Genomic DNA, 22,126 nt, shown 5'->3' with positions numbered 1-22,126 from the left:
TTAGATCGACCAGTTGAGTGTGGCCAGCAATACGGTGGCCTTCTTGCCCAGCGATGCGGGCTGAATCAGTGCTTGCCCCACCAGCAGTTCGCTGGTGATGAGTTGACTGCGGAATTTCCATTGGAGGCGAGCGCCGATGCCGGTGCCCGCCAGCGTCGGCCAGCCGCCTTGCGCCACCAGATGCGCTTTACCGCCGTCCAGGAAAAGATAGGGTTCGATGCGTGCGTCATGCCATACGGGCGCGTTCTGCAAAGCCAGTTCGTTGCGTACATAGACGCCGCTGTCGCCGGCAATGCCGCCCTCGGCGAAGCCGCGAACCGAACTCATGCCGCCAAGAAAGATCTGCTGCGTCCCGAACAGGGCAACATGGCTCAGTTGGCCGTGAATGGTCCCGCGGTACGCCCACGATGTTGGCCCGACAGAGCCGAGCGTCATTTGCACAGTCGACGTTGCATCGAGCTTGTTGAACTGACTGTGTGCATCGCCACTGGTGATGCCCGGCGCATCATGGTCTGCATCCAGCCATGGCACACCACGGGAATAGCCGACCTCGTACGTCACCGTGGCGGGTTGACCCGACGCTGTAAAACGCGTGAAGCCGTTGAGCGCGGCGCGCAGCACCGATAGGCTTTGCGGCGACAGATCAAGGCCGTTGACACTGCGTTCTGATCGCGTTTTCGTGAACGTCAGATCGAAGCTGTATCGCCCTGCACGTGAGCGGCCCAACACTGAATTCCAGCCCAGAATCTGGCTGAAGGACCGGCCCTGCAGCAAGGCTACATCGCCGATTAGTTGCTGATACTCCGATATGGACGTGGTGTAACTGAAGGTCTGGTACCCCACCGGCACAGCGGTCGAGAAGACGACTGCGTTGCTGTCCCGCGTACCGACGTAGTTCAGCCCAATCGATTCCTGCAAGCCGATCACGTTGTCCGCTTCGGCGCTCACTCGGTAGCGCTGCTTGCCGGTCTGCGTGCTGCCATAGTTGTCCATCCCCACGTCGTAAAAGAACCGGTCGCCGGGGCGATTCGCGATAGCGATTATCGAGTCACCCGGCGACTGCCCGGGCAGAATCTGAATCTCTGCCTGGTTGCGGCGCAGTCGGTTGATCTGGTCAACGCCTTGCTCTAGGTCAGGCAAGCGCAGCACGTTGCCCACGCCGCTCCCGAACGCCCATGCGGTTCCCGCGTCAGTCAGCACACCGCCGCCTTCGGTCTGGAAAGGGTGCACATCGGCCGGTAGCGGACGCAACTGCGTACCGTTCAGCGTATAGCCGCCCACCCGGCCCGCGATGATGTTGACCTTCATCACACCAGAAGCGAGGTTCTGCGGCCCGAGGTAAGCGCGCGTGGTGATATACCCGCGCTCGATAAAGGTCTCGGTCAACCGCCGCAGCAGCAGATTCACTCGGTTACGACCTAGCTTGTGGCCCAGGAACGGCGCCACGATGGCCTGCATGTCGCTGGGCGGCAGCACTTTATCGCCGGTGAATTCCACTTCGCGAATCACGAACATGGGCTCGACATCCGCTAGCGAGTCAACGTCTGCATCTTTTGGAATGTCTGGCACTGTGGGCGCCTGTGGCAAAGCAATCTGCGCAGGCGCCTGATCCGCTTCCTGCTGACGCTCCCGGTTCCTCTGATCTTGCAGCAGACGCTGAGCAGGGTCTTGCTCAGGACGCGGCAGTACGAACGCCCCAGGTGGAAGCGTTTGCGCGAAGGCCCCGGTCATGCTCAACACCGCCATGCCGGCAGCCAATCCGATGCGTCGCATGTCAGAACCCGACCCAGGAAATCAGACCCAGATGGTTCTGAATCGTGACGGGCGTACGCTGCCTCGGACGAATGGTGACCACCCCATTGCTTGCCTGTACGCCACCCGGCGCCGAAAACAGTCCCCCGTTGATATCAGCCTCGCCGGCAATCTGAATTTGCCCCGTTCCTGCCTGAAAAATGCCGCCCGTATCCGTGCGGTAGATGGCTGCCCAGTTGTTACCGAACCAAGCCTTCATGTCGTGTTCGCGCACAAACCCCGAATAGCCCGTCACGCCCTGCGCAATGACTTTTGGCGCCGACAGCGTCAATGTCCCAACGGCTTGAACGATGCCGCCCACGTTCAACAGTTGCGAACCGGCAGTCATGTCAATATTGCCGCCGGCCTGCACTACACCGCCGTACGCCTGGACAGTGCTGGATGCACGATACGAGCAGAGGAACAGGCAGCTCTGGCCAAAGCTCGCCTGACCCGTAAAGACGGCCGACGTAGTCAACGCACCGGCTGCTCGGATCGAGATATCACCGTTGTTCGACAGGATGGAACCGCCAGCGTTGACAACGTTGTTGGCGGAGATCTTGACGTTACCGCCATCTGCCGTGATGTAAGCCAACCGGGCAGGATCGATCACCTCGCCATAGTCGACTGACATGCCGGATTCACGCTTGGAGAAAACCAGCCAACGCGTGCCGCGGCTCGAATAGGTCACGGGTGTCCCTGCGCCAGCGCCATCGGTATGGTCAATGACGTTGAAGAGATCCCCACCCGCTGACAAGGCGACCTGTTGATTCGACAGGATGCGCGCGTTCCGATTCGTGATGTTGCCAGCGGCATTGACCGAAACGTCGCCGTTCTGGCCGAACAGAATGCCCAACTGACTGCCTGGCGTCGTCTGGTTCAGTACGTTCCCGCCTGCATTCAGGGTCACCGCACCGAGCGAGTCCGAGTTTGCGCTGATGCTGGTATTACCTTGTACCAGCGTGTTTACGTTGGAAATATCGCCTGCGCTCTTGATCAGCACGCCGCTATTGACCGATGCGAGCGTGCTTGTTCCTGATCCATTGTTCTGAAGCGCAACCGATGCGCCATCCAGAATCACGGCGCCGTTGGCGACAACGCTGCTTTCAGACAGGCCAATGTTTCCAATTGCGGCCACGTTGAATCCGCCACTGTTGGCCTTGATGTTCATGCCACTAAGCTGAACCGCGTCCTTGGCGGTGAGACTCACGTTGTTAGCCGCAGTCAGCGCAGCGTTGGTGAGTTGAACGCCTCCGTTGGACGTGAGCACGAAATCGCCATACGACGCATTCAATGCACCGGCACTGCGTACGCCCGGGCCCTTATCCGTGACGATCAATTCAATGCGGCCGCTGGTAAGGCTGCCCGCCGCCGTGATATCGATGGCATAGCTGCTTGCGGTTTGCGGCTGACTAGGCGGCGCCAGTTGAAGCCAGTCGTGACCGTTGTCCGTTGGCGATAGACCTGTGTTGATAACGGCGCGGCTCGTACCTGCGGTCAGCCGGGTTACTGCCGTTGGGGAAGAAAACGTGTTGGTGACTGGCCCCTGCACATTGATGTTTCTGGCCAGCATGTCCAAACCGATCAACGTCCCGGTCAAACCGTTCGGCCCCACGGTGATGGTGCCGCTGCTAGTGTCGAGGTTGACGTTACGTTGATTGAGACCCGGCGCGATCTGCACGTCGGTGAAGCTGATTTGGCCTGTGGATAGTGCGAGGTGGCCGGTGTTGACGAATGAGCCTCCGTCAACCGTAATGCCATTGGGATTGGCGAGTACGACGTTGGCCCTGGGCCCCGCTACAGACAGCTCACCCGAGATCAGACTGGGGTTTGTGCTGGTGACTTGGTTGACGATCGTGCGGGCATTGATGCCGACGTTGTTGAGGGTGACACCGGCGGTGCCGACGTTGAACTGCGTATAGGTATTCTGCGAAACGCCCGACACGGCAGGAGCGATATTGACGATCTGCCGGCCATTTGCCCCCGACACCACAGTCGTGACAGTTCCGCCGTCTGGCACCACGCCCGCCCCAAATGTGGGAATACCCCAAGCGAGCGCGCAGAGGCATGCAATGTGGCGAAACACGGCATGCTTGCCACGCAGTTCAATATGGATCGACTCGGCCATCTCTGCTTCACCGCCCGCATCAGGCGGGACACTCCCAGTTTTTGTAGTTGTTCGCGGGTAACGCAGTCCGTGATCGCGACAACGGACACTCGGGGTGTAAACGGAGAAAGCAGCGACAACTTAATGCGTCATTTACCCCTCTCAAGCGGGGAAAGAGGCAAACAAAATCGAGAATCAGGTCGCATCTACCTAAATCGATCTACCCAATTGGAAGGGTTAGCATTCACCTCAGCAGCGCGGCGAGCCCAATTCAATAAATTAAGATTCAGTATTTAGTCTTATCTAATTCTAGAGGCACCCACCCCTTCAGGGACCTACCTATGAAAAGCTTTGATGCGGATCGTTGACTCACCGTAGCTCCACTACTCGCACGTCTCGATACGCACTCGGGCCACGCCGAACGCTCCGGGCGAAGCGACAGAAAATGCCCTATTGATCACCCCAGGAGGGCGAGCCTGCCTCCAACGAGGCCAATACCGCTGGGCAGATCGCGGAAATAGTGCTTAAGAAGGGCGGCCCGCCCGGGCCACCCACATTGACCGAACAATCCGTAGCCAAGATGTGCTCAACCCGATGTTTGCCGGAGAGCGACACATCAGGTTGGAGAACACCACGCCTCACTCTGTTTTCTATCGCAACAGTACTCCGACGTACTGCGCTCGTTCTCGATGCGTCGCGATCAAAAGAAGACGACTACAGCTTCGGATCAGATTGATCGTTGTCCCACTGCCAGATGGTGGTTCCATAGTCGGATGCGACTTCGGGCATCACGTCGCCCAGTTGGAAGGAACGTCGCGATCCTGCTTTGGCTGGGGTCAACCAGTAGCCGGACTTTGGACATGGCTGGCCTGCTTCACAACGCAAACTGTGCCTGTGCGCCCCGTCGACAACTGCATCTTGGCCCGATGGGAATCTGCGTGCGAAATCCACGAGATCTTTCGGATACAACAGATGGTCGCGGTAGCTTGAATCGTTCAGTTCGAGCAGAAACGTCGCTGCCGCCGCCTCGATAGACCAGTAGCCGACATACGCCCCCCTTTCTCCTCGTTGGCCTTCAGGTGGCTAGCCTCTCAACGCCATCGGCGGTTGACCCAGCGACGGGATCGGCGGGCGGATATTGTGCAAATGGCGAGCAAGGTCCTCCACGGCGCCGTGGTAGACGGCGCCATCAGATAAATCGACGTGCATGCGCCCAGCCAACCACGGCGGCAAAACGCGCTGCTGCGTCGACTGCCTTACGATTGGAATGAATTTCGTCGTATCAACATTCCGCATCATCTCGCTTGTTACGAGCAGCTGCTCGTATGCGACGCCACCCTGCCGCTTCTGTTCCTTATATGCGTAAAGTTCAGTACAAACTACGAGCACGCGGTCGCTGTTTTGCACGTTGCCTTCCATGAACTCTGCTAGATCTTGGCCCGGCGCGGCATGCCACTGATCGAGGATATTGCCATATCGCTTTCCTAGCCAAGCAACTGCTTGGCCCGATCCGACAGGCATGCCCGATGGAACAACTCGCCAAGGCCATTGAGTTCGATGAACCAAAATTCGAAATCGTTCGACTTCGAATTTTGGAAGTCCCGACCCCATGGTGCGTTCGTGTAGGACACAATGCCCAAGGACACTAGATGCTCGATGTATGTGTACAGCAGACTAGGCTGGGCGAGATCTTCAGGCCGAACTGCGATAGTCTGAAGTTGCTGTTGTTGCCAATCTGACATTGCTGACGCTTGAATCACGGATGCACGCTCGCTTCCCTTGAAAACTGCGTGACCGTTGTTAGGAGGGCGCAGGTATGCTGACGGTTGCGCTCGGGAGATCTGTTCGATCAACAATGCCTCGTCCGGAGCGAGTTGGCTGACAATATGAACGAAAGCCGGGTGTGCTTCGCCAGTTCGCTCGCGGTCCATTGCTCTTGCCAGTAGGCTCACATACATCTCTGCGATGACGCTTTCGTCACCTTGGTACTTCAGACGATCTGCCACCTCTATCGCAATCGACTCCACGGGCGCGACTCGCCTCTCTTCTGGCACTCGTGCGATAGCCTCACTAAGCCGACGTGCGAGCCTATCCTGCAGGTAGGCACCATATTGCAACGGGAACAAAATCAAGCGAACCGTCTTTACAAAGTCGGTCCCGATCTTGCCGGCCTCTCTTAGAGGCCCAGACACAGCATCGCTGTAGGCTTCTTTTGCAACCTCAGGAGGAATGGCCTTCAATAGGTCGAGTTCGTTCATCTGCTTTTCCGTTGTCGCAACGCTACTTCAGCCACACCGCACAGATAGTCAGGAAGACGGCAAATACTGCCGCGCAATACACCTTGCGCGCCAATGGACTCATCTTCTTCCACGTCTCTCTGTCGGGGCCTGGGAATGCCGCCATTGCTTTTTCGAGGCTCAAATCTTGATGCGAAGCGCTGAGCCCCCTTGACCAGACGCGCGATGCGCCCTGTCATAGTCCCCGTACACGCCTTCATAACGATAGACGTCCATCACCGGATCAAGGGTCTGCGCGACGTACACAAAATCAGGGTCCGTCTGCAGGCCAACGACGTTGACTTCAAGCACCCAGGTTCCCGGCCGCGCATCAGGTCGAGCCCGATGAACACCGGCGTACACGTTCCCACCCATTGCGCTATCAATTACAACGAATACCTTCATGACTTTTTTCCTGGTTCTCGCCCACTTTGCGCCGCGAAGCAGTCGACCGTCCAAATCCAGTTGCCGCGTGCAAGCTGGCAAATCTCCTACCTCTCGCCGGTCCATCGATTGAGACGAACGGTTCCTGCATGCTGGTATTCGTATCGAAACATCACGGAAAATACGATAACCGCGAACGCGATCGCACCGGCGAGACACTTTGGTCCTTGGGCTTGCATCGCTTTTTTCGATCCAAATTATTTGTAGTCGCCGCTCATATTCGTGATGCGCGGATGCTGTTGCGGCCGCGGATAGACTCGCAGCTTCTTGCCGCTGCTACAAGTAACGACGTAATAGCCATCCCTTGTCGGCGCGTCTTGTTTGACGACCTCTTCGCAGTCCCAGCCATAAGTGTTCACCGCGTGCCATGCGATGTCTGCTTTCGTCAGGCCCTCGCTCGTCGTGGCACGACGAACGTCGTGCTCATACACCGATTGAGGTGCCTTCGTCGGCTCGGAACCGTTGGTGATGGAAGCATGTGTAGCAACTACCGTCCCGCAGACGGCAGCGAGCGCAGATGAAATCTTCTTCATGTTATTCCGACCCACTACTAGAATTGGTCCAGTCTTCTTGCAAGATCACCAGCTTCTCGCGCAGCCGACTTCTCGCGTGCCTCAACCAAAGAGGCAACATTCTGGCTGAAACACTCTCGGAAGAGGGTCTTGCTGGCATCTCCCATTCTCCCGCTGTCGGAAGTGAGTTTGTTGCAGTGGTCGGCTATGCCCTGAATATCTTGCTTGTGTGTGTAACGCGCAATCCAGTGTGGGGTGAATAGGCCAAGGGTGTAGAAGACGCATGCTGTACCGACGATTGCGACCGTTCTTTTCATTACCGATGTTCTCTAACGTTTTGTGAAATTGGATTTTTTCTACGCCTCCAACGGAAAAATAATTCCCGGAAACTTGGGCCGAATGAGTTCAAGAAGCCGCTCGAACTGTGACGACTCCAAGAACCGGCCGAGACCGTCGCGCTTGCGATACAGTTGTGCGGTCCCGAGGTGCAGGGTGCAGCCGATGAACCGTTTTGCGCCGCCGACACAGTGGGCATGCGGATTTGATGGATACGGGTCAGCATCGCTTTTGTGTACGCGCCAAACCTCGCCCGACACTTTAAAGTCCTCCTCAAGGATGTAGCGGCCATCTCCCGTTTGCCACGTCGCTGCTCCGACGCATACGTCGACATATTCGTCGTGGTCTGCAACGAACTCATCGTTCGGGTCATCATTCATTTCTTTTCCTTTGCTCTCAGTGCGAGAAGTACATCACTATCGAGAAGATAAACGCCAGCGCGACGACGATGGCCCAAAATACTTGCCAACCCGGACTGGAACGATTTATCGCTTCGGCCAAATGACTCTTCCGTTGATATTTTCGACGTGCCATACTGTTTTTCCTTGACGTTGTTCAGGTTGGCCGGAAGGGTGTAGACGAGACGCGCAGGCGCTCGGCCAATACGGGGCGTTCCAGCTCCAGCATGCGCAACGTCGCTCGCTGCGACAGGGGGTTGTGGCTTGGGCCGAGAATAATGCTGTGCACCAGCTTATCCAACCCGAAATCCGGGTCGGTGATGCCCTCAAGCGGAGCTAGCCGAAATTTCAGCTTGGGCTGCACGCCGCTGGGACCGATCCAGTAACCGAACATACTCTTGAAGGTGTTCGCGCGATCCCTGCCGGGGAAATAAGCGACCCGCCACTCGCGCTCCTCTGAGAAGCCATGGTGCTTCGAAAAGAGCGAAGCCTGGAGCAGCCGGTGAAATAGCACCGTGGCGGCCACGCTGACGTTGTCCTTGTTGATCCGCAAGCCCTGTAGGGCGGTAGTGAAGAGGTCCAGCCGCTGGTTGATCCACGCCAGGCGAGCTTCCCGGCTCAGGTACTCGACCGGTGCGATCAGCAAAGGGGATTGCTCATTCATGTTCAACCGCGCAGTGTCGATGACGATCGCGGCACCGCTGCCGTTGCCACCGTAGCCGCGCCACATGGACAGGCGGCCATCTGCGTCCTCGCGCGGATCGTGCTCGGAGAAGCAGGCGACGTAAGTGTCAAGTGCGTGTTCGCTGTTAAACCGGTGCTGGCAGGCCTCAAGCTGGCCCGTGAATTCCTCATAGCAGCCCAACGTGGTGCAGGTCTGAAACAGATTCTTGTGCGCGCGGATTGCCTGCATGCCGTGCTGCAAACCGAAATACAGCTCCTCGTAGTCGTTCATGCTCAGCGGGTTGGAAAACCAAAGCTCCTCGCCGATCAGGATGTTGCGCATATTGTCGACCGACGTGTAATGCGCGAGCAGCGGCCGCTTTTGCGGCAGGTGCTTGCTTGCATCAAAGTCCGAGTACAAGGGCGTTGTCAGCGCACGAATCAAAGCATCCTTCGACGGAGTATCAGGCATGGCGAAAACGTAGCAATCGGATAACTGGAGGGTTGTTGCTGCTGGGAGTGGCACCAGATGGAAACGTCATCTTTTCCCTGTCATCCGAGTATCGCAAGCACCTCGAGTTTGCTGTCCTCAGGCAGATTCGGAAAATCTTGGAGATCGTCAGCGTATTCCGTACGGAACACGTCGAGGTCGCCGCCACGAGTATCCGCATCTATGATCCGAAGAGCCGCATGAAAGGTAGGGTCTTGCCCGCGGGCGATGGAAATCCATTGCGCCTCATATTCACCAGGCATGACTCGGAGGCGCGCTCCATCGTGCGCATATCCGGCTATGATTCGACCATCCCTCACCCGAACTCTGCACCGTGTCATATCAGCCCCGCTCGATCAGCTTTCCTGAATGGTATAGGTTGAGGAGCACGCTCAGCCATTGAAGAGATGGATTAACTCAATCTGGGTAATTTACCCCCAGTGATTGCCCACCTCGGCCATCGCTTCTCGCAGTTCTTGCTTCGTCACTTCCAGATAAGGGGCGACGTGATCCAGCTCCGCATGCCCAAGCAGAAGCTGAACGGTCTCGATCGTGTGCCCTTGCGCCAGCAGTCGGCTAGCGAAGATGCGGCGGCCCGAGTGGCTGCTGTAACCTGATCCGAGGCCTGCCGCACGATAAAGGCCAGTGACATAGCTCTGTAGGCTGTCTGCCGCCAGATACTCGACCCGCTCGCCTGCATCATTGATACGGCGCTTGACGCTAAGCTCATACGGGCCGCCCTTGTGCGTGAGGATCAGGGTCGTTTGTGGCATCAGCCCGCGCCACATGCTCCGGTCCATTGCCGTGCCCTTGTTGTTCTGCCACCGCCGTTCGACGTAGCGCTCCAAGGCTGCGATCGTCTTCGGGTGGCTGAGATAGATGCATCGCTGTCGGCATCCTTTCGTGATTGCGGCGCGCAGGCTTACCTCTTCGCGAATCTGCCCACCGGGCAACATCACATCTGCCACTTCGATACGGGCTACCTCGGACACGCGCATGCCGCAAGTGAGCCCCAACAGCAGCATGAGAACGTCGCGCTCCGGATGGCGGCTGGTGGCCTCGGTGACGCGAAGCAGATGACGGATTTGGGAAGGCTTGAGGGTCTTAGCGCGTTTGACGTGCATCGTTTCTCCATCTCGGAATACGCCCGAATTTCGGGGCTGTTACGAGAGAGAAACGGCGAGCGCTCCTTTCCATCATAAACCGGCCTGTTTGGCCTCGTCCTCGGAAAAATCGACTAACTCCTACCCAGAATGCAGTAGCACGTAGCGACAACCATGGCCCGGCCTGCAGGCCGCAACATCAGCCCCAAAAGAATCCTGATGGAAAGCGGAGATGGTGCCGTCCGGCGCCACTTCCGCTATGGTGGCTCCGCGCGTCGGACGTCCAACTCTGGGCGGCATCAGACGACGGTACTTACTAAATCGCAGAAAATTTCGCACATATATCACCACATTGAGCATCCATCCCGGTATGCCTGGGCAACGCCGTTTGCCCTGAATTCTCATGAGGCTGATATGACTCTTTGCTCTTCCTGTCCCCGCTGTAACTCCACCCGCATCGCCACACGTGACTATGCCCGCAAGGCTGGTGGTGCGGTTGGCGCTGCTGCCGGCGCTCTCGGTAGCGCCGCTGCCGCACTCGGCGGTGCCGAAGCCGGCGCCGCACTCGGCATGATCGCTGGTCCCGTTGGCTCGATCTTCGGTGGCTTGGCGGGCGGGCTGATGGGGGCGCTATTCGGTAGCGCGGCCGGCTGTGCCGCTGGTTCGGCTATCGGTGGGCAGATCGACGCCAGTGTTCTCGACAATTACGAGTGCCAGGCGTGTGGTCATGTTTTCTCGACAAGCCACACGCGTCCTGACGCCTGACGGCTCTTTCGCTTTTCCCTTTCCTTACTCAATGCCTAGAGCCCTTCGGGCTCTAGGCATTTTTGTTTTCTGTTTCCCGTTATCTATCAGGAGATTTTTTATGCATCTTGTCACCAGTATGGCCTACTCAAACGAAACTCCGTGGCACGGCCTCGGCAACCAACTCGCGCCCAACCAACCCATCGACGTGTGGGCAGAACGTGCCGGCATGAACTGGACCATCGAAGAAGCCGAAGTGCGCTTCGTCTCCGGCGCCGCCGGCTCCATACTCGGTTCGATCCACGCTTTCCCCGAGCAGAAGGTGCTGTACCGAAGCGATACGAAATTGCCGTTGTCGGTCGTCTCCCGTCGATTCCAAGTTGTGCAGCCGGCCGAAATTATCGAGTTCTATCGCGATTTGGTGGACGCAGGGGGTTATGAACTAGAGACCGCAGGTGTGTTGAAGGACGGCAAGAAGCTGTGGGCGCTCGCAAAGACCGGCCAGAGCGCCACGCTCAAGGGCCTTGATCGCGTGAATGGCTATCTGCTACTTGCAACAGCGTGTGACGGCACGCTCGCGACCACTGCTCAGTTCACCTCCGTCCGCGTGGTTTGCAACAACACACTGGCGATTGCGCTGGGCGACAACACTGGCGCCGTCAAAGTGCCTCATCGCAGCCAATTCGACGCGCAGGCTGTGAAGCGCCAATTGGGTATCGCTGTGTCCTCGTGGGATGGGTTCATGGTCCGCATGAAAGCCCTGTCCGAATGCAAGGTCAACGATACAGCGGCAGAAGCCTTCTTCCGCCGCGTGCTGACCTATCACGCAACCGGAGCCAATACGCGCGTGCCGGCCACCAACGACAGTGCCATCAAGACCGTGCAGGAACTGTTCACTGGTCGCGGCAAGGGGGCCGACATGGCATCGGCTACCGGTACGGCGTGGGGCCTGTTGAATGCAATCACCGAGTACACGGACCACCACCGCCGGGCACGCAGTGACGATAACCGGCGAGATTCAGCCTGGTTTGGAGCCGGCGCAACACTCAAGCAGAAGGCGTGGGATGAAGCCCTTCGGCTCGTGGTGTAGCCAGCTTTCCCTCTCTCCTTTCCCTATCTGACGGCCTGGTGGAGTTCGCTCACCGGGCCTTCTTCTTTTTGGAGGTTGCGTGACTGCACCCGAATCCACCCGGCACAAGCCGCGGCGCGCCGCATTGAAGCTCGTCAAGACCATCGAGCTGTCCCGCGCGCATTGGCTCGAAGTTCGCAAGACCGGCATTGGCGGCTCGGATGCCGCTGCAGCGGTTGGCCTGAACCCCTATAAGAGCCTGCCGGAGTTGTGGATGGAGAAGACCGGCAAAGTTGCCGAGCTCCCCAAGCCCGATCCGAACGACACCACCGAACCTGTCTATTGGGGAACGTGGCTCGAACCGATCGTGGCAGCGGCTTATACCCAGCAGACGGGTCATCGTGTCCGCAAGGTCAATGCCGTGCTGCGACACCCTGCCATTGACTTCATGTTGGCCAACCTGGATCGGGAAGTCATTGGCGTGCCCGATGTGCAAATCCTGGAGTGCCAAACGGCGGGCTTATTCGGTGCGCGTCATTGGCAGGACGGCGTGCCGGAGTACGTGCAAATCCAGGTGCAGCACCAGTTGGCGGTTACGGGTACCGCCAGGCACGTCGCACGACCTCGACGTGACGCAACTCAAGCATGCCTTCGCCACCGGACAACTGCGCCCGACCGTCAACGGCATCCGCCAGTTTCTTGGCTATTCCCAATCGCGGGCCATCGCCCTGCGCCGCCAACTCGCTGAACTGAACTGCGGCGTGCGGCCTGTCACCGCCGAAGGGAATCCGTCAGCGGCGCTGCGCTTCTGTGTGCAGGAATTGTCCAAAGGTTGGCCGGTAATCGTGGCGCTGCGCACCCGACGGCGAACCCATGTGGCGCTGGCGGTGGGCATCGAGGGACAGCAGTCCCATCGCCGATTCATGACCCTTGCATTACTGCTGCTCGATCCCGCCGCATCCGAGCCTAGATTGGCCGGCTTCAACGCTCGCCTGGAGACGGCCAAACGTCCGCTGCGGCTCACCGCGACGGCAACGCGGCGCGTGACGGCGGAAGGTGCCGTGTCGATCCGGCTCAAGCCCCCGTAGCTACCGTAGGCGACTGCGCTTGATCTCGGGCGGCGTAGCGGCATTGACGCGCCGCAGCCCGGTCGGCTTGAGCGACACGCCATCGAGCGGCGCAAACAACTCGGCGAGCGTCACGCCCAGGCAGTAGCAGATGTTCGCCAGGGTCTCCACCGAAGGGTTGGCAATCCCGCGCTCGATCGAGGAAATGTAGGTCCGGTCGACGTGCGCCTCGAACGCCAACGTTTCCTGTGACTTGTCGGCGGCATGGCGGCACTGCTTGATGCGTTTGCCCAGGGCCACCGAGATCGGGGCCGGTCGAGCGGACGGGGTGTCTGAGCGCTTGGCAGTCATGGCGTGCAGGATGCCCACCTGACGACTGATTCACGACGCTGTAAACACATCATTTTAGGACGTGTTTACTCTACAATCCAATGCTGTCACACCATCACGCCCGCCTTGTGCGGGTTTCTTCATGCCCTGCTTTGTAGAGTAAACACGACAGAATCGAGCTCGCGTTTGCTTGTCGGGCACGCACTCCAACCATCAACAAGGAATCTGAAATTGAAGAACATCTATCTAGGGGGTAGTCAATTCGTCCTCAGCGCCATGATGGCGGCCACCCTGACGGCCTGTGGCGGCGGAGGCGACGGCGGCCCCACAGCATCCAACGATGGCCCGGCGGCTGTCACCACAACTGGCGTTGCCGCCATCGGTGCTCCCATCATTGGCGGTAGCGTGATGCTGAAATGCGCATCGGGTGCGACGGCTTCTGCCACCACGGCCGCGGACGGCACTTGGAGCGCTTCGCTCAAGATCAGCGACTATCCGTGTGTTGTCCGTGTTGTCGGTGGTCAAGCCAATGTCAAGGATCCGGCAACCGTGCTGCACTCAGTTGCTGCTGCGCCGGGTACGACCAATATCACGCCGCTGACTGACATCATCGTCGGAGTGCTCGGCAAGCAGGCCCCTGACGCTTGGTTCAACAGTGCGAAAAACGGCGACTTGGCCAGTGCCGTCACGTCGGACAACCTGAACGGTGCACTGGGCAAACTGAAAACGGCGCTCACGACCCTGCCGGGCAAACCAACTTTGCCTAACGGGTTCAACCCGCTCAATTCTGCCTTCAAGGCTGAAAAAGGCGACGCGGGTGACAACCTGCTTGAGACCTATGGCGCTTCGCTGATGGCTTCTGGTCTGACCCAGACCCAAGCATCAGTGAACACGGCCAATGGTCAGGCACTGACTCAGCAAGCCTATGCCGCGACGGCGTATACCACGCCGGGCCTCACGGCCATCCGACTCGGTTCGTCCATCAATCTCGACGGCACGTTCGCCATCGCCATCGCTGACCCGCATCGCGGCCAGTACGTGGCGAAGGCAACCATCGACTCGGACGGCAACGTGACTTCGTTTACCGATGCAGGCTCGTTCACTGGCGTCGTGTCCACTCTGGGCAACCGTGTCGGCCAGCTATGCACGGCCAATGGCGTCGGCGCGATCGTCGCCAATCAGCCTGGTCAGTATGTCTATGTGTCGAGCGACATGGTGGAAGTGACGAACCTCGCAGAACTTAGCGGTGTGGTTTTTGCCGAGTATGAAGACTGTACGCAGTCGGGTACGACGACGTTCGATGCGAATGGCAATGCGACGTTCACGAGCAAAGACACGCCCGGCCAGCCCGACGCTCCAGTCAGCATTGTGCAGGCGCTCACCTATGCGGGTCGTCCTGACCCTGCTCTTCATTCGGTCATGCACGCCAAGGTCTACAAGTACACGGCCAACGGCATCACGAAATACGCCTACCTCACCGTCAACAGCACGACGGGCGCCGATAGCTCGCTCACGTTCGACACCGATACCAAGTACGTGACGATCGGAGTGTCGCAGTAACCACGTTGCCTATGCCGCGTCCTACAGACGGGCGGCGGCGTATTCCCTCGGCGCAGGGGCTGGTTCTTCCGGTCCGCCGCGCCTTTCTCCATCTGGCGATGGCTGACCACTTCTCAGCCGATGTGCCTTTCTCACCGCACCATCTTTCGCTTATGAACATGAAATCCATCCCCCTTGCCTTGGTGGCTGTCCTGCTCCTGGCGCTGGCCGGTTGCGGTCATTCCGAGGTGAACACGGTCAAGGCTGCAGCCGTTCCGCAAGATTCGACGCATACCTACGACACTGCGCTGTCGAACCGTAGTTCGTGTGAGAAGGACGAATGGCGTTCGTTCAAGGACGACACGAGCCGTACGGTGGTGGAATACCGCTGTGTTCTGAAAAACGGCGCGGAGCTTCTTGCGGCGCTCCGACAGCAGAAGGTCAGCGATACGCAGCACGACTATCAAGGCTATTACCGCGGCCTCGATCAGACCGCCGAGAGCATCCGCCAGACGAATCCCGATACGCTGGAGAAACGATTCGCCGATGCCCAAAGGCAGCTTGCACATTTGCAAGCCAATAGTGCGCCATCGGGTTCAGACACGCCTGAAGCGCTGAAACAGTCCATCGTCAACCACGAAAGCGCAATGCAGGCGGCCCAGTCCTCCGTCGAGCGGGCACAACGGGAGCTGAATGACGCCCGAAATAGCCAGATGGGCGTGCAGCAAGAACGCGTCCGTTTTGAGCAAGCCGAGAAAGACGCGCTCGCGCAGATCGACAAGGCATACAGCGGCGTCACCAAGGCAACCGAGGTGTTCCAGTGGTTCGTGCAGGATGATGAAGTCGTGCCGGCTTGGTCCGGCGTCGAATTGGCGAAGCAGGACGGTAGTACCGCTCGCCTTGACAGGAATTGGCGTCAGACGATGTGGGATTTGCTCCATTACCGGGGCGATGATCACGTTCACGCCGTGCTCAACGTCCCCGACAACATCGTCCCCGGCCAGCAGCCCACGGCATCAGAATCGCCAGCAGCCCCGAAGGGCATCAACGCCCCTCAGCCGTCCAGCAAAGGCCAAGACTGCTACGACGCCAAGCTGAAGGACTTCCGAAACGGCATGGGGGAAGAAGCACCTGTCAGCAACGACATGATGAACGAATGGCGTAGCCAATGCGGGCTGTCACCGGCCTGAGCCACTTATCTAACCGTGGCGGAGCATGGTGCCGGCCTATACGGCCGGCATTTTTTTGTACGGGCGGAGACCATCGCCCCTTTACAGGGCATACGCAAAGTCGACAGACACGACGGCCAAGCAGCATAACTTTTATAGTTATTTTTATAACTCTGTGCCACAATGTCATCAGCCCCAGCACCTTAGCGCTGGATCTACAGCCCTAGGCTACCCGCCACACTCTACAGGTTTCTTCTGATGTCCTCCGACAACGAATCCGAATACACAATCAGGTTTCAGCCACGCGGCCGCCTGACCACGTCCATACGTACTTTCGAGATCACTCTGACTTCTCGTCTTACCGGCTACTACATCAACATCGTCGAGTTGGAGTACGGTGGCCACCGTGTTCCGATTGCACTGAACGACCCGCCCCGTTACATCCTGCACCCCACTGCGTTCCACACGATGCGCAAACACTATCGAGGGGAACTGGTCGGCGAGATTTTCGCGGAACTGCGCCACGAAGCCGTGCGCCCGATTCTGCTAGCTGACGAGAGTGATGACCTGCCTGAGTTCGACGCCTATATCGAAGCCAATCACGACAAACGTATCTGGCCAAACGGCTTTGAAGGTGCAGTCGCGGACGATTTGTCGGACTGGCTCCCGCACTTGCAGTTGAAGCCGGGGGGCCTAACGTAATGGGACGCACATCGCTCAGTTGGCAGAAAGACGAGATGGATGCGATCATGCATGTGATCAATAGATCCCATCGAAACCACCCAACTGACAATGAACAGTTCCTCGGCGAGCTGATCGGCAAGATCGCGGAAGTGACTGGCCGGGTTTACGGCCAGTCCACTTACGACCGATTGATCCGGGCAGCACTTGGTGTCAATGGCACGAAGCGCCGTCCATCGGCCCCTACCATCCAAAGAGCAATTGAACGCTATCGAGAAGCAAACCAAGAGACCATTGGTGCTCGTAGCGCACACCCTCGTCCACCTTTAGCGATCGAGACTAGTGCGGCGCTCCCCGCTGCCGCACGCCAATTGCTGGAATCGTTGCTTGCTCGATCCGACGAAGACAACAAGACAATTCAACACGCCCTGGAAGCTCTGGCCGAGGCCCATGCTCATATTGCATCGCTTGAGCGCGAGAACTCGCAATTGCGGGAAAAGCTTGTCGCGGCCGGTCAAATACGAAATGACGGCGGCAAGCTGTCTTGAACGGTCAACATCGCAGGCTTGGATGGGGGAGCAACGAACCGTATCAACCTCAGTTAAAGAAAAAAGTTCGTTCTTCGATTTCCTCGAACAGCACATTAGAGACTAACCGACAGTTAGCCTTTTCTTCGATAAGCATGCGCTCAAAGACGTTGCTTACGTCTTTTTCATCGTCGTCACCCTTCGCTTTCCACGGAAGTCCGTAGTAAGCCTTGAATACCAACAGCGAAAACGCGAGCGGTGTCAAAACCCTCTTTAGAGGCCATCTATTTTCAGAATGAAAACCGATGTGAAAATGCGAACAAGGATGTCGAAATTTTTTTCGCTGATCGGGAGCGTTTTCATATCTAAACATCGGCACACCACTGCTTAGCGAACCGTTCTCAATGAGCGACAGATACTCCTCATGGGTAATCATTTCGGCCACCACAAGCTCCCTAAGGCGCTTAAAGTTGGCCAGCCCCCCCTCCCTCCCCGAGATAAAAGGATTCGGATAGAAGGCATAACGAACGTAGCCTTCGCGCTCCCAACTGAACTGAAAATAGGAGTAGTCCGCCAACAATACGTTGTAGTGGGACATGCTTAATCCGGCCAGATACACGTCCATGTACGACGTGTCGGCTGAAAATAGCAGGTCACGAAACTCATCATTGACAGGAAGAGGCCCGGCGCTCCCGAAAACTTCCGCAACACCCAAAAGCTCCGCAGCCTCCCAAGTCCGATTTATTCCCCGAACCACATCAGAACGATCCATTTTTCTCCTCAGCGGAAAGCAGATCGGCGATCTCATCATCGCTGAACCCTTCGCTTTTCAACTTAGCAAAGTATTCGTTTCTAATCCGCTTTGCCCTAATCGATCGTTGACTCAGATCTCGCTGAATCAGGTTGATCTTGCTGAGGTCGGGCATTACAAATTTCAGGGACGGGAAACACGCTGCGGCAGCGTCGACTTCGGCAGCAACTCTACGAGCAGAATCCTTATAACCGGAGACCCGCAGCCACGCTTTGGTTCGCGTGAATGCCGCAAATAACTTATTCCGATCAGATCGCAAATTGAGCGCTAGCGCGTCAACACCCACAGCAAAAACTACGGCAGCCTCGTTGCCTTTAGCTCTATAGACCGTCGAAAGCGTTATCTTCCCAGGGATCGTAAAAGGCGGCTCAGTGTATGGGTCCGCATGTATGTTGTTCGTTGCAATTTGGTGGCCAGCGAAACTCGCTGAAAGCAGCTTAAAATAGTCACGCATATTTCGGTCATCAAGCGCCACGACCAAAATATCCTCAGGCTGTAGTCCACCTCGCAAGAACTCGCGAGCCTTTTCCACAACCCATTCCACCTCTTCGATAAGGTTGCCTGCAATCATGTGCTCAATGAGCGGCGGCAAGCCTTCTCGCTCGATCGATACGGGACTGTTTTCGGCAGGCCGCACGATTTCGATATGATTTCCCACACGAAAATCCGGCGTCAGGACTTCATATCCTACGTCCTGCCAGTGATCAGGACTTTCCAGTAGCTGAACGATGTCCGAATAAATTCCGAATCCAAGCGCGTGCGCGGTCACCAGGATTTCGCGTTGATTACGGTAGCACTTACTTAGTACCGTGTCGTTCGTCGCGCCTGGCGGCAGCCCATGTTCGGCACGAGCAAGTGAAATTCGCGGTGTACCGTCGGCGTCGTCACCAAACAACTCCTCTGGTGAGCGCATCCGAACATTCAGAATGTTTTGAAGTTCGTCATATGCCCAAACGATGTTTTTATTATCTCGATTGCCCGAAGCTAGTTCGAAGCAAAGATTGTAGAAAGCGGCAGGAAAATCTTGCCCTTCGTCGATCAATACGTGATCGTAATATGGCTCGATGTTCGCATTGTCCAGCAACTCTCGGCATGCGAACTCAAACGGGTCAGTCTTAGCCGGTGCTGCATCTCGTGCTGAGCCGTACGATCTTGGCGTTATTCCAGAACGGCGACAGGCATCAGCGTAAGCTCCACTGGTATTGGCCCCTCCCCACCCATGGCGGATATGGATCTGATTCCAATCCGGATCGACTTCCTTATAGTGCCTATAAAATTTCGTGATCAGATTCTTGATCGGCGAGCGAAGGCTCTTCGTAAAGAACGTCACGAGTATTCGCTCACTTGGCCTAGTCATGTGAAGGTGAGCCGCCTTCATTGCCAAAATGACTGTTTTTCCAGAACCAGCCAAACCGCGAATGCGTTGTGGACCATTGATTGTGACCAAAGCTGCGCGACGCTGTTTTTGGTCAAAATTGGCAATCTCCGCCTCAAGCTGTGCGAGCGCTACCGCAGGACGTTGCGCCTCCGGATCGTCCACGACTCGCTTACTGGCACGCGTTAGCGCTTTCGCCCCCTCCAATACCGATCTAGCTTCGGCAAAAGCATTGTCAGGCATTGGGGTATCTGCTTGAGCGGCGAGAAACTCGTCAAATGCGGCTAATGACGAGATGACTTCGCCCTCAGCTTCATTGAACAGTTCGTCGGCGCGAGAAGTGTCACAGAAGATAACAGGCGTAACAGCCATGTTTAGACTAGAGCGGTCACGCCGCAATGTCTTGCTCTTCAGCAACCGGCCAATAAGGATGCTGCAAAACTGGCCAAGCGATTCGTCTAGGTCTGTTAGCACATGGCTCGGTTGCCGTTCAGCCTGATGCCCGCTGACGAATCGGATCGCAACGATACCGTGCACGGGGCTCAGCAGCAGAGCGTCTGGCTTGTGTGTGACGGTTTCGTAGTCCGAGTACGTTGGAAAATCGTAGTAGAGTGCTGCGTCATCGAGGCCCAGCGCTGTCGCGTGGGTCTCCAAATGACGAACGAACTCGCGCCCCATCGGATCATCGTTGATGCGATCCGTCGTTACTAGGATATCGATAGACACGGTAGCCCTTATTTTCGTCTGCACGCGTTGCTGCCCCATCAACCCCGACACGGCTGGCGTTCGAGAGCGAGCCAGTTTTGTAGCGCAGTGCCGGGAGACTACCTCCCAGCAACTCAATTGGTCATTCTAGCCCAGCGACAGTACCGACAGCCGCAACTAAACCGTCAAAGGCAAAGCATGCCTGGGACTACTCCATGCCGCATCATTGGATGCGTCGACGCAGCACGCCTTAACATGCAGTCCTCGGATGAACGAATTTGGGACTTGTTGGCTTTGGAACGTGTATATCAAGATTAAAGATGTAACGCCGACACCGCAGCAGAGGCGTGGGTGAAAGCGGCATTTGCCAAGCAATCCGAAGTCAGTGGAGACTCCTTCGCGCTGGTTCTAGACGCAGAGGATGCCGCGCTCAGCGTACCCCCAACGCGGTGAATGCGGCGTCGGCTCGACGGTCGGTCGCCCCCCCTACACCACCGTTGTATGCTGATGCAGTTGCACGCGAGCATCGCCTATGGCCAAACCTCACGAGAAGATCAACATTGGCGGCAAAGACGTCTACATCGTCAGGTCACACCATCACGTCCTGCAATCTTGGGCTGAGATCCGTCGCAGCCTGTCAGCCGCGCCGGCCCTCCTCACGCTCGATCATCACACGGACGCATACGAGCCGTTCCTCCGGCACCGATACCACGCCACGCATCGGACGCCGGGCGATGACAAGCGCGATGCGATGGATGCTCTGTTGCCCGTCATGATCGCGGAACTGCGCTACGACGACAAAGCCTCGGTGCTGGAGGCCATCTACAAGCTCTATAACGACGAGCACGTTCGGACGGCGATCATGGGGGGGGGGGGGAATCATGTCCCATGGCTTCGTGGTGAACCTCTCCAACGAAAACCACAGCGAGCACGGCATCATTTACTTGACCAGTTCGATCTGCGCGATCGGTTGCAAAAAGATGCCGCACGACGACGATTGCGCGCCGGTTCATTCAGGCCAGGTTCTCGAATCGGTCTACCTCGACAACGAACTGGGTGAACTCAACACCATGGCGCAGAAGGACGCCGTTCCGGCCGTCGAGACCAAACCCTACGTCCTCGACATCGATCTTGACTACTTCCACTCCGAAAAGGCGATCGAACCGGACGATCCAGCGACCTTCTACCGGCTCGTGCGCAACGCAGTCGCCGTCACCATCGCAACGGAACCCGATTACGTCAAAAGCTGCCGCGACGAGGGCTCGAAGGTGACAGGCAAATCGCCGCTGGCACGCATGAAGCGGCACATCGAAGCGGCGATGACGTGAGCGCCGCTGGCAGCGTTACGTGGCCATCGACATCAGCCCGAGCTGGCCCCATACATTCTTGCTGCAGCCGCGATGGACCACAGGGAGCCCACTCCCCCCCTGTTCGCTCAGACCCGAAAGTGCTCCGGACTCTGGCAAGCGTTGACTGCTCGCTGGAGCCAATCCGGCATGTCGCCCTCCCCGTCCCACGTTTGGCCGTCGGCGCTGCGGTATCGGTCTTTCCGGACAATCCGCCGCCGCGACGGGAAAACCCCTGCCACCACTAGGTCGGCATGCTTCAGGCCATAGCGTGCAATCTGCATGCGGACCCACGCAATGGCTTCAGCCCGTCGGCGCAGCATCACGGCCGAGCTGAGTTCAATCATGGATGGATCAACGCGATTCGGCATACAGGAAAACGCCTGTTAGGGAAAAGCGGCGCATCATACCTGCGCGCGCCCTTGTCATCTCTTCCCTATCCCCTTCATGAACGCCCGGAAACCTGCCGTTGCGCTTGTCCTATTGTAACGATGGGCCTACCGTCCGGCAGCAAAGGTGAATCGCCCCGACTTTCCTAGACACCCCCGAGCCGTTGGGAATGACGTTGTTCGAACTCTACCGGTGATAGTCCGTTGGCGCTCGAATGGCGCCGTGTTGGGTTGTAGAACATCTCGATGTAGTT

General features: G+C 57.6%; 24 protein-coding genes and 2 pseudogenes. 10 read left to right on the top strand and 16 right to left on the bottom strand.

From position 1 onward, the window contains the following. The 11 genes from ACU8YE_RS05810 to ACU8YE_RS05760 form a co-directional block, all read right to left on the bottom strand. The gene (locus tag ACU8YE_RS05810) at positions 1-1,731 is read right to left on the bottom strand and encodes a ShlB/FhaC/HecB family hemolysin secretion/activation protein (protein ID WP_446928458.1); all 1,731 of its coding nucleotides are present in this window, start codon (positions 1,729-1,731) and stop codon (positions 1-3) included. A gap of 43 nt (positions 1,732-1,774) precedes the next feature. Then, positions 1,775-3,919 (bottom strand): two-partner secretion domain-containing protein, encoded by a 2,145-nt coding sequence (locus tag ACU8YE_RS05805; RefSeq protein ID WP_446928306.1) that lies wholly within the window; start codon positions 3,917-3,919, stop codon positions 1,775-1,777. A gap of 693 nt (positions 3,920-4,612) precedes the next feature. Next, positions 4,613-4,930, bottom strand: coding sequence for a hypothetical protein (locus ACU8YE_RS05800; RefSeq protein ID WP_446928457.1), 318 nt, complete (start codon positions 4,928-4,930; stop codon positions 4,613-4,615). Between the two features lie 51 nt (positions 4,931-4,981). After that, positions 4,982-5,419 carry a toll/interleukin-1 receptor domain-containing protein gene (locus tag ACU8YE_RS05795; protein WP_446928305.1) on the bottom strand — a complete coding sequence of 146 codons (438 nt, stop codon included), beginning with the start codon at positions 5,417-5,419 and terminating at the stop codon, positions 4,982-4,984. Then, entirely contained in the window at positions 5,383-6,156 is a 774-nt protein-coding gene (locus ACU8YE_RS05790) for a DUF4393 domain-containing protein (protein ID WP_446928304.1), read from the bottom strand. The genes ACU8YE_RS05795 and ACU8YE_RS05790 overlap by 37 nt, the downstream gene beginning before the upstream one ends. A gap of 159 nt (positions 6,157-6,315) precedes the next feature. Then, entirely contained in the window at positions 6,316-6,579 is a 264-nt protein-coding gene (locus ACU8YE_RS05785) for a hypothetical protein (RefSeq protein WP_446928303.1), read from the bottom strand. Between the two features lie 236 nt (positions 6,580-6,815). Next, positions 6,816-7,151 carry a hypothetical protein gene (locus ACU8YE_RS05780; RefSeq protein WP_446928302.1) on the bottom strand — a complete coding sequence of 112 codons (336 nt, stop codon included), beginning with the start codon at positions 7,149-7,151 and terminating at the stop codon, positions 6,816-6,818. A gap of 335 nt (positions 7,152-7,486) precedes the next feature. Then, positions 7,487-7,846 carry a hypothetical protein gene (locus ACU8YE_RS05775; protein ID WP_446928301.1) on the bottom strand — a complete coding sequence of 120 codons (360 nt, stop codon included), beginning with the start codon at positions 7,844-7,846 and terminating at the stop codon, positions 7,487-7,489. Between the two features lie 175 nt (positions 7,847-8,021). Next, positions 8,022-8,999, bottom strand: coding sequence for a DUF2971 domain-containing protein (locus ACU8YE_RS05770; RefSeq protein ID WP_446928300.1), 978 nt, complete (start codon positions 8,997-8,999; stop codon positions 8,022-8,024). 80 nt (positions 9,000-9,079) lie between these two features. Then, the gene (locus tag ACU8YE_RS05765; RefSeq protein ID WP_446928299.1) at positions 9,080-9,280 is read right to left on the bottom strand and encodes a hypothetical protein; all 201 of its coding nucleotides are present in this window, start codon (positions 9,278-9,280) and stop codon (positions 9,080-9,082) included. Between the two features lie 168 nt (positions 9,281-9,448). Then, the gene (locus ACU8YE_RS05760) at positions 9,449-10,141 is read right to left on the bottom strand and encodes a tyrosine-type recombinase/integrase (protein ID WP_446928298.1); all 693 of its coding nucleotides are present in this window, start codon (positions 10,139-10,141) and stop codon (positions 9,449-9,451) included. A gap of 393 nt (positions 10,142-10,534) precedes the next feature. On the opposite strand from ACU8YE_RS05760, the gene ACU8YE_RS05755 reads away from it, so the two are divergent. The 4 genes and pseudogenes from ACU8YE_RS05755 to ACU8YE_RS05740 all read left to right on the top strand — a co-directional run bounded on the left by ACU8YE_RS05755 (position 10,535) and on the right by ACU8YE_RS05740 (position 13,021). After that, positions 10,535-10,885, top strand: coding sequence for a hypothetical protein (locus ACU8YE_RS05755; protein WP_446928297.1), 351 nt, complete (start codon positions 10,535-10,537; stop codon positions 10,883-10,885). Positions 10,886-10,985: 100 nt separating this feature from the next. Continuing rightward, positions 10,986-11,954 carry a DUF932 domain-containing protein gene (locus ACU8YE_RS05750; RefSeq protein WP_446928296.1) on the top strand — a complete coding sequence of 323 codons (969 nt, stop codon included), beginning with the start codon at positions 10,986-10,988 and terminating at the stop codon, positions 11,952-11,954. Positions 11,955-12,033: 79 nt separating this feature from the next. After that, positions 12,034-12,552: pseudogene (locus tag ACU8YE_RS05745) on the top strand (YqaJ viral recombinase family nuclease); the annotation flags it as partial. Between the two features lie 10 nt (positions 12,553-12,562). After that, on the top strand, positions 12,563-13,021 hold the full coding sequence (locus ACU8YE_RS05740; protein ID WP_446928470.1) for a hypothetical protein: 459 nt from the start codon (positions 12,563-12,565) through the stop codon (positions 13,019-13,021). Here ACU8YE_RS05740 and ACU8YE_RS05735 read toward each other — a convergent pair whose 3' ends face one another. Next, a complete protein-coding gene (locus tag ACU8YE_RS05735; RefSeq protein ID WP_446928456.1) occupies positions 13,022-13,363 on the bottom strand; it encodes a helix-turn-helix domain-containing protein in 342 nt (113 codons plus the stop codon). A gap of 198 nt (positions 13,364-13,561) precedes the next feature. Between ACU8YE_RS05735 and ACU8YE_RS05730 the strand changes: the two genes are divergently transcribed. The 4 genes from ACU8YE_RS05730 (at position 13,562) to ACU8YE_RS05715 (ending at position 17,267) form a co-directional block, all read left to right on the top strand. Then, a complete protein-coding gene (locus tag ACU8YE_RS05730; RefSeq protein ID WP_446928295.1) occupies positions 13,562-14,890 on the top strand; it encodes a hypothetical protein in 1,329 nt (442 codons plus the stop codon). A gap of 158 nt (positions 14,891-15,048) precedes the next feature. After that, positions 15,049-16,059, top strand: coding sequence for a hypothetical protein (locus tag ACU8YE_RS05725; protein WP_446928294.1), 1,011 nt, complete (start codon positions 15,049-15,051; stop codon positions 16,057-16,059). 237 nt (positions 16,060-16,296) lie between these two features. Further along, on the top strand, positions 16,297-16,740 hold the full coding sequence (locus ACU8YE_RS05720; protein ID WP_446928293.1) for a hypothetical protein: 444 nt from the start codon (positions 16,297-16,299) through the stop codon (positions 16,738-16,740). Between the two features lie 35 nt (positions 16,741-16,775). After that, positions 16,776-17,267, top strand: a complete 492-nt coding sequence (locus ACU8YE_RS05715; protein WP_446928292.1) for a hypothetical protein — start codon at positions 16,776-16,778, stop codon at positions 17,265-17,267. 49 nt (positions 17,268-17,316) lie between these two features. Here the strand turns inward: ACU8YE_RS05715 and ACU8YE_RS05710 are convergent, their stop codons facing one another. Continuing rightward, positions 17,317-18,018: a DUF2290 domain-containing protein gene (locus ACU8YE_RS05710; RefSeq protein WP_446928291.1), complete on the bottom strand. Its 702-nt coding sequence runs from the start codon at positions 18,016-18,018 to the stop codon at positions 17,317-17,319. After that, positions 18,005-20,158, bottom strand: coding sequence for a DEAD/DEAH box helicase (locus tag ACU8YE_RS05705; RefSeq protein ID WP_446928290.1), 2,154 nt, complete (start codon positions 20,156-20,158; stop codon positions 18,005-18,007). Before ACU8YE_RS05705 ends, ACU8YE_RS05710 begins: the two co-directional genes overlap by 14 nt. A gap of 511 nt (positions 20,159-20,669) precedes the next feature. Here ACU8YE_RS05705 and ACU8YE_RS05700 point away from each other — a divergent pair. Together ACU8YE_RS05700 and ACU8YE_RS05695 are read left to right on the top strand one after the other, a co-directional pair. After that, positions 20,670-20,987, top strand: a pseudogene (locus tag ACU8YE_RS05700) (UPF0489 family protein); the annotation flags it as partial. Between the two features lie 31 nt (positions 20,988-21,018). Next, the gene (locus ACU8YE_RS05695; protein ID WP_446928469.1) at positions 21,019-21,465 is read left to right on the top strand and encodes a hypothetical protein; all 447 of its coding nucleotides are present in this window, start codon (positions 21,019-21,021) and stop codon (positions 21,463-21,465) included. A 107-nt stretch (positions 21,466-21,572) separates the two neighbouring features. Here the strand turns inward: ACU8YE_RS05695 and ACU8YE_RS05690 are convergent, their stop codons facing one another. Together ACU8YE_RS05690 and ACU8YE_RS05685 are read right to left on the bottom strand one after the other, a co-directional pair. Continuing rightward, positions 21,573-21,854, bottom strand: coding sequence for a histidine biosynthesis protein (locus ACU8YE_RS05690; protein WP_446928289.1), 282 nt, complete (start codon positions 21,852-21,854; stop codon positions 21,573-21,575). Between the two features lie 164 nt (positions 21,855-22,018). Then, a partial coding sequence (locus ACU8YE_RS05685; protein WP_322018241.1) for an IS3 family transposase occupies positions 22,019-22,126 on the bottom strand: 108 nt, incomplete at its 5' end.

Source organism: Ralstonia sp. VS2407 (assembly GCF_052950655.1).
Note: the sequence above shows the minus strand (reverse complement) of the source record. Positions and strands in the feature narration are given on the sequence as shown.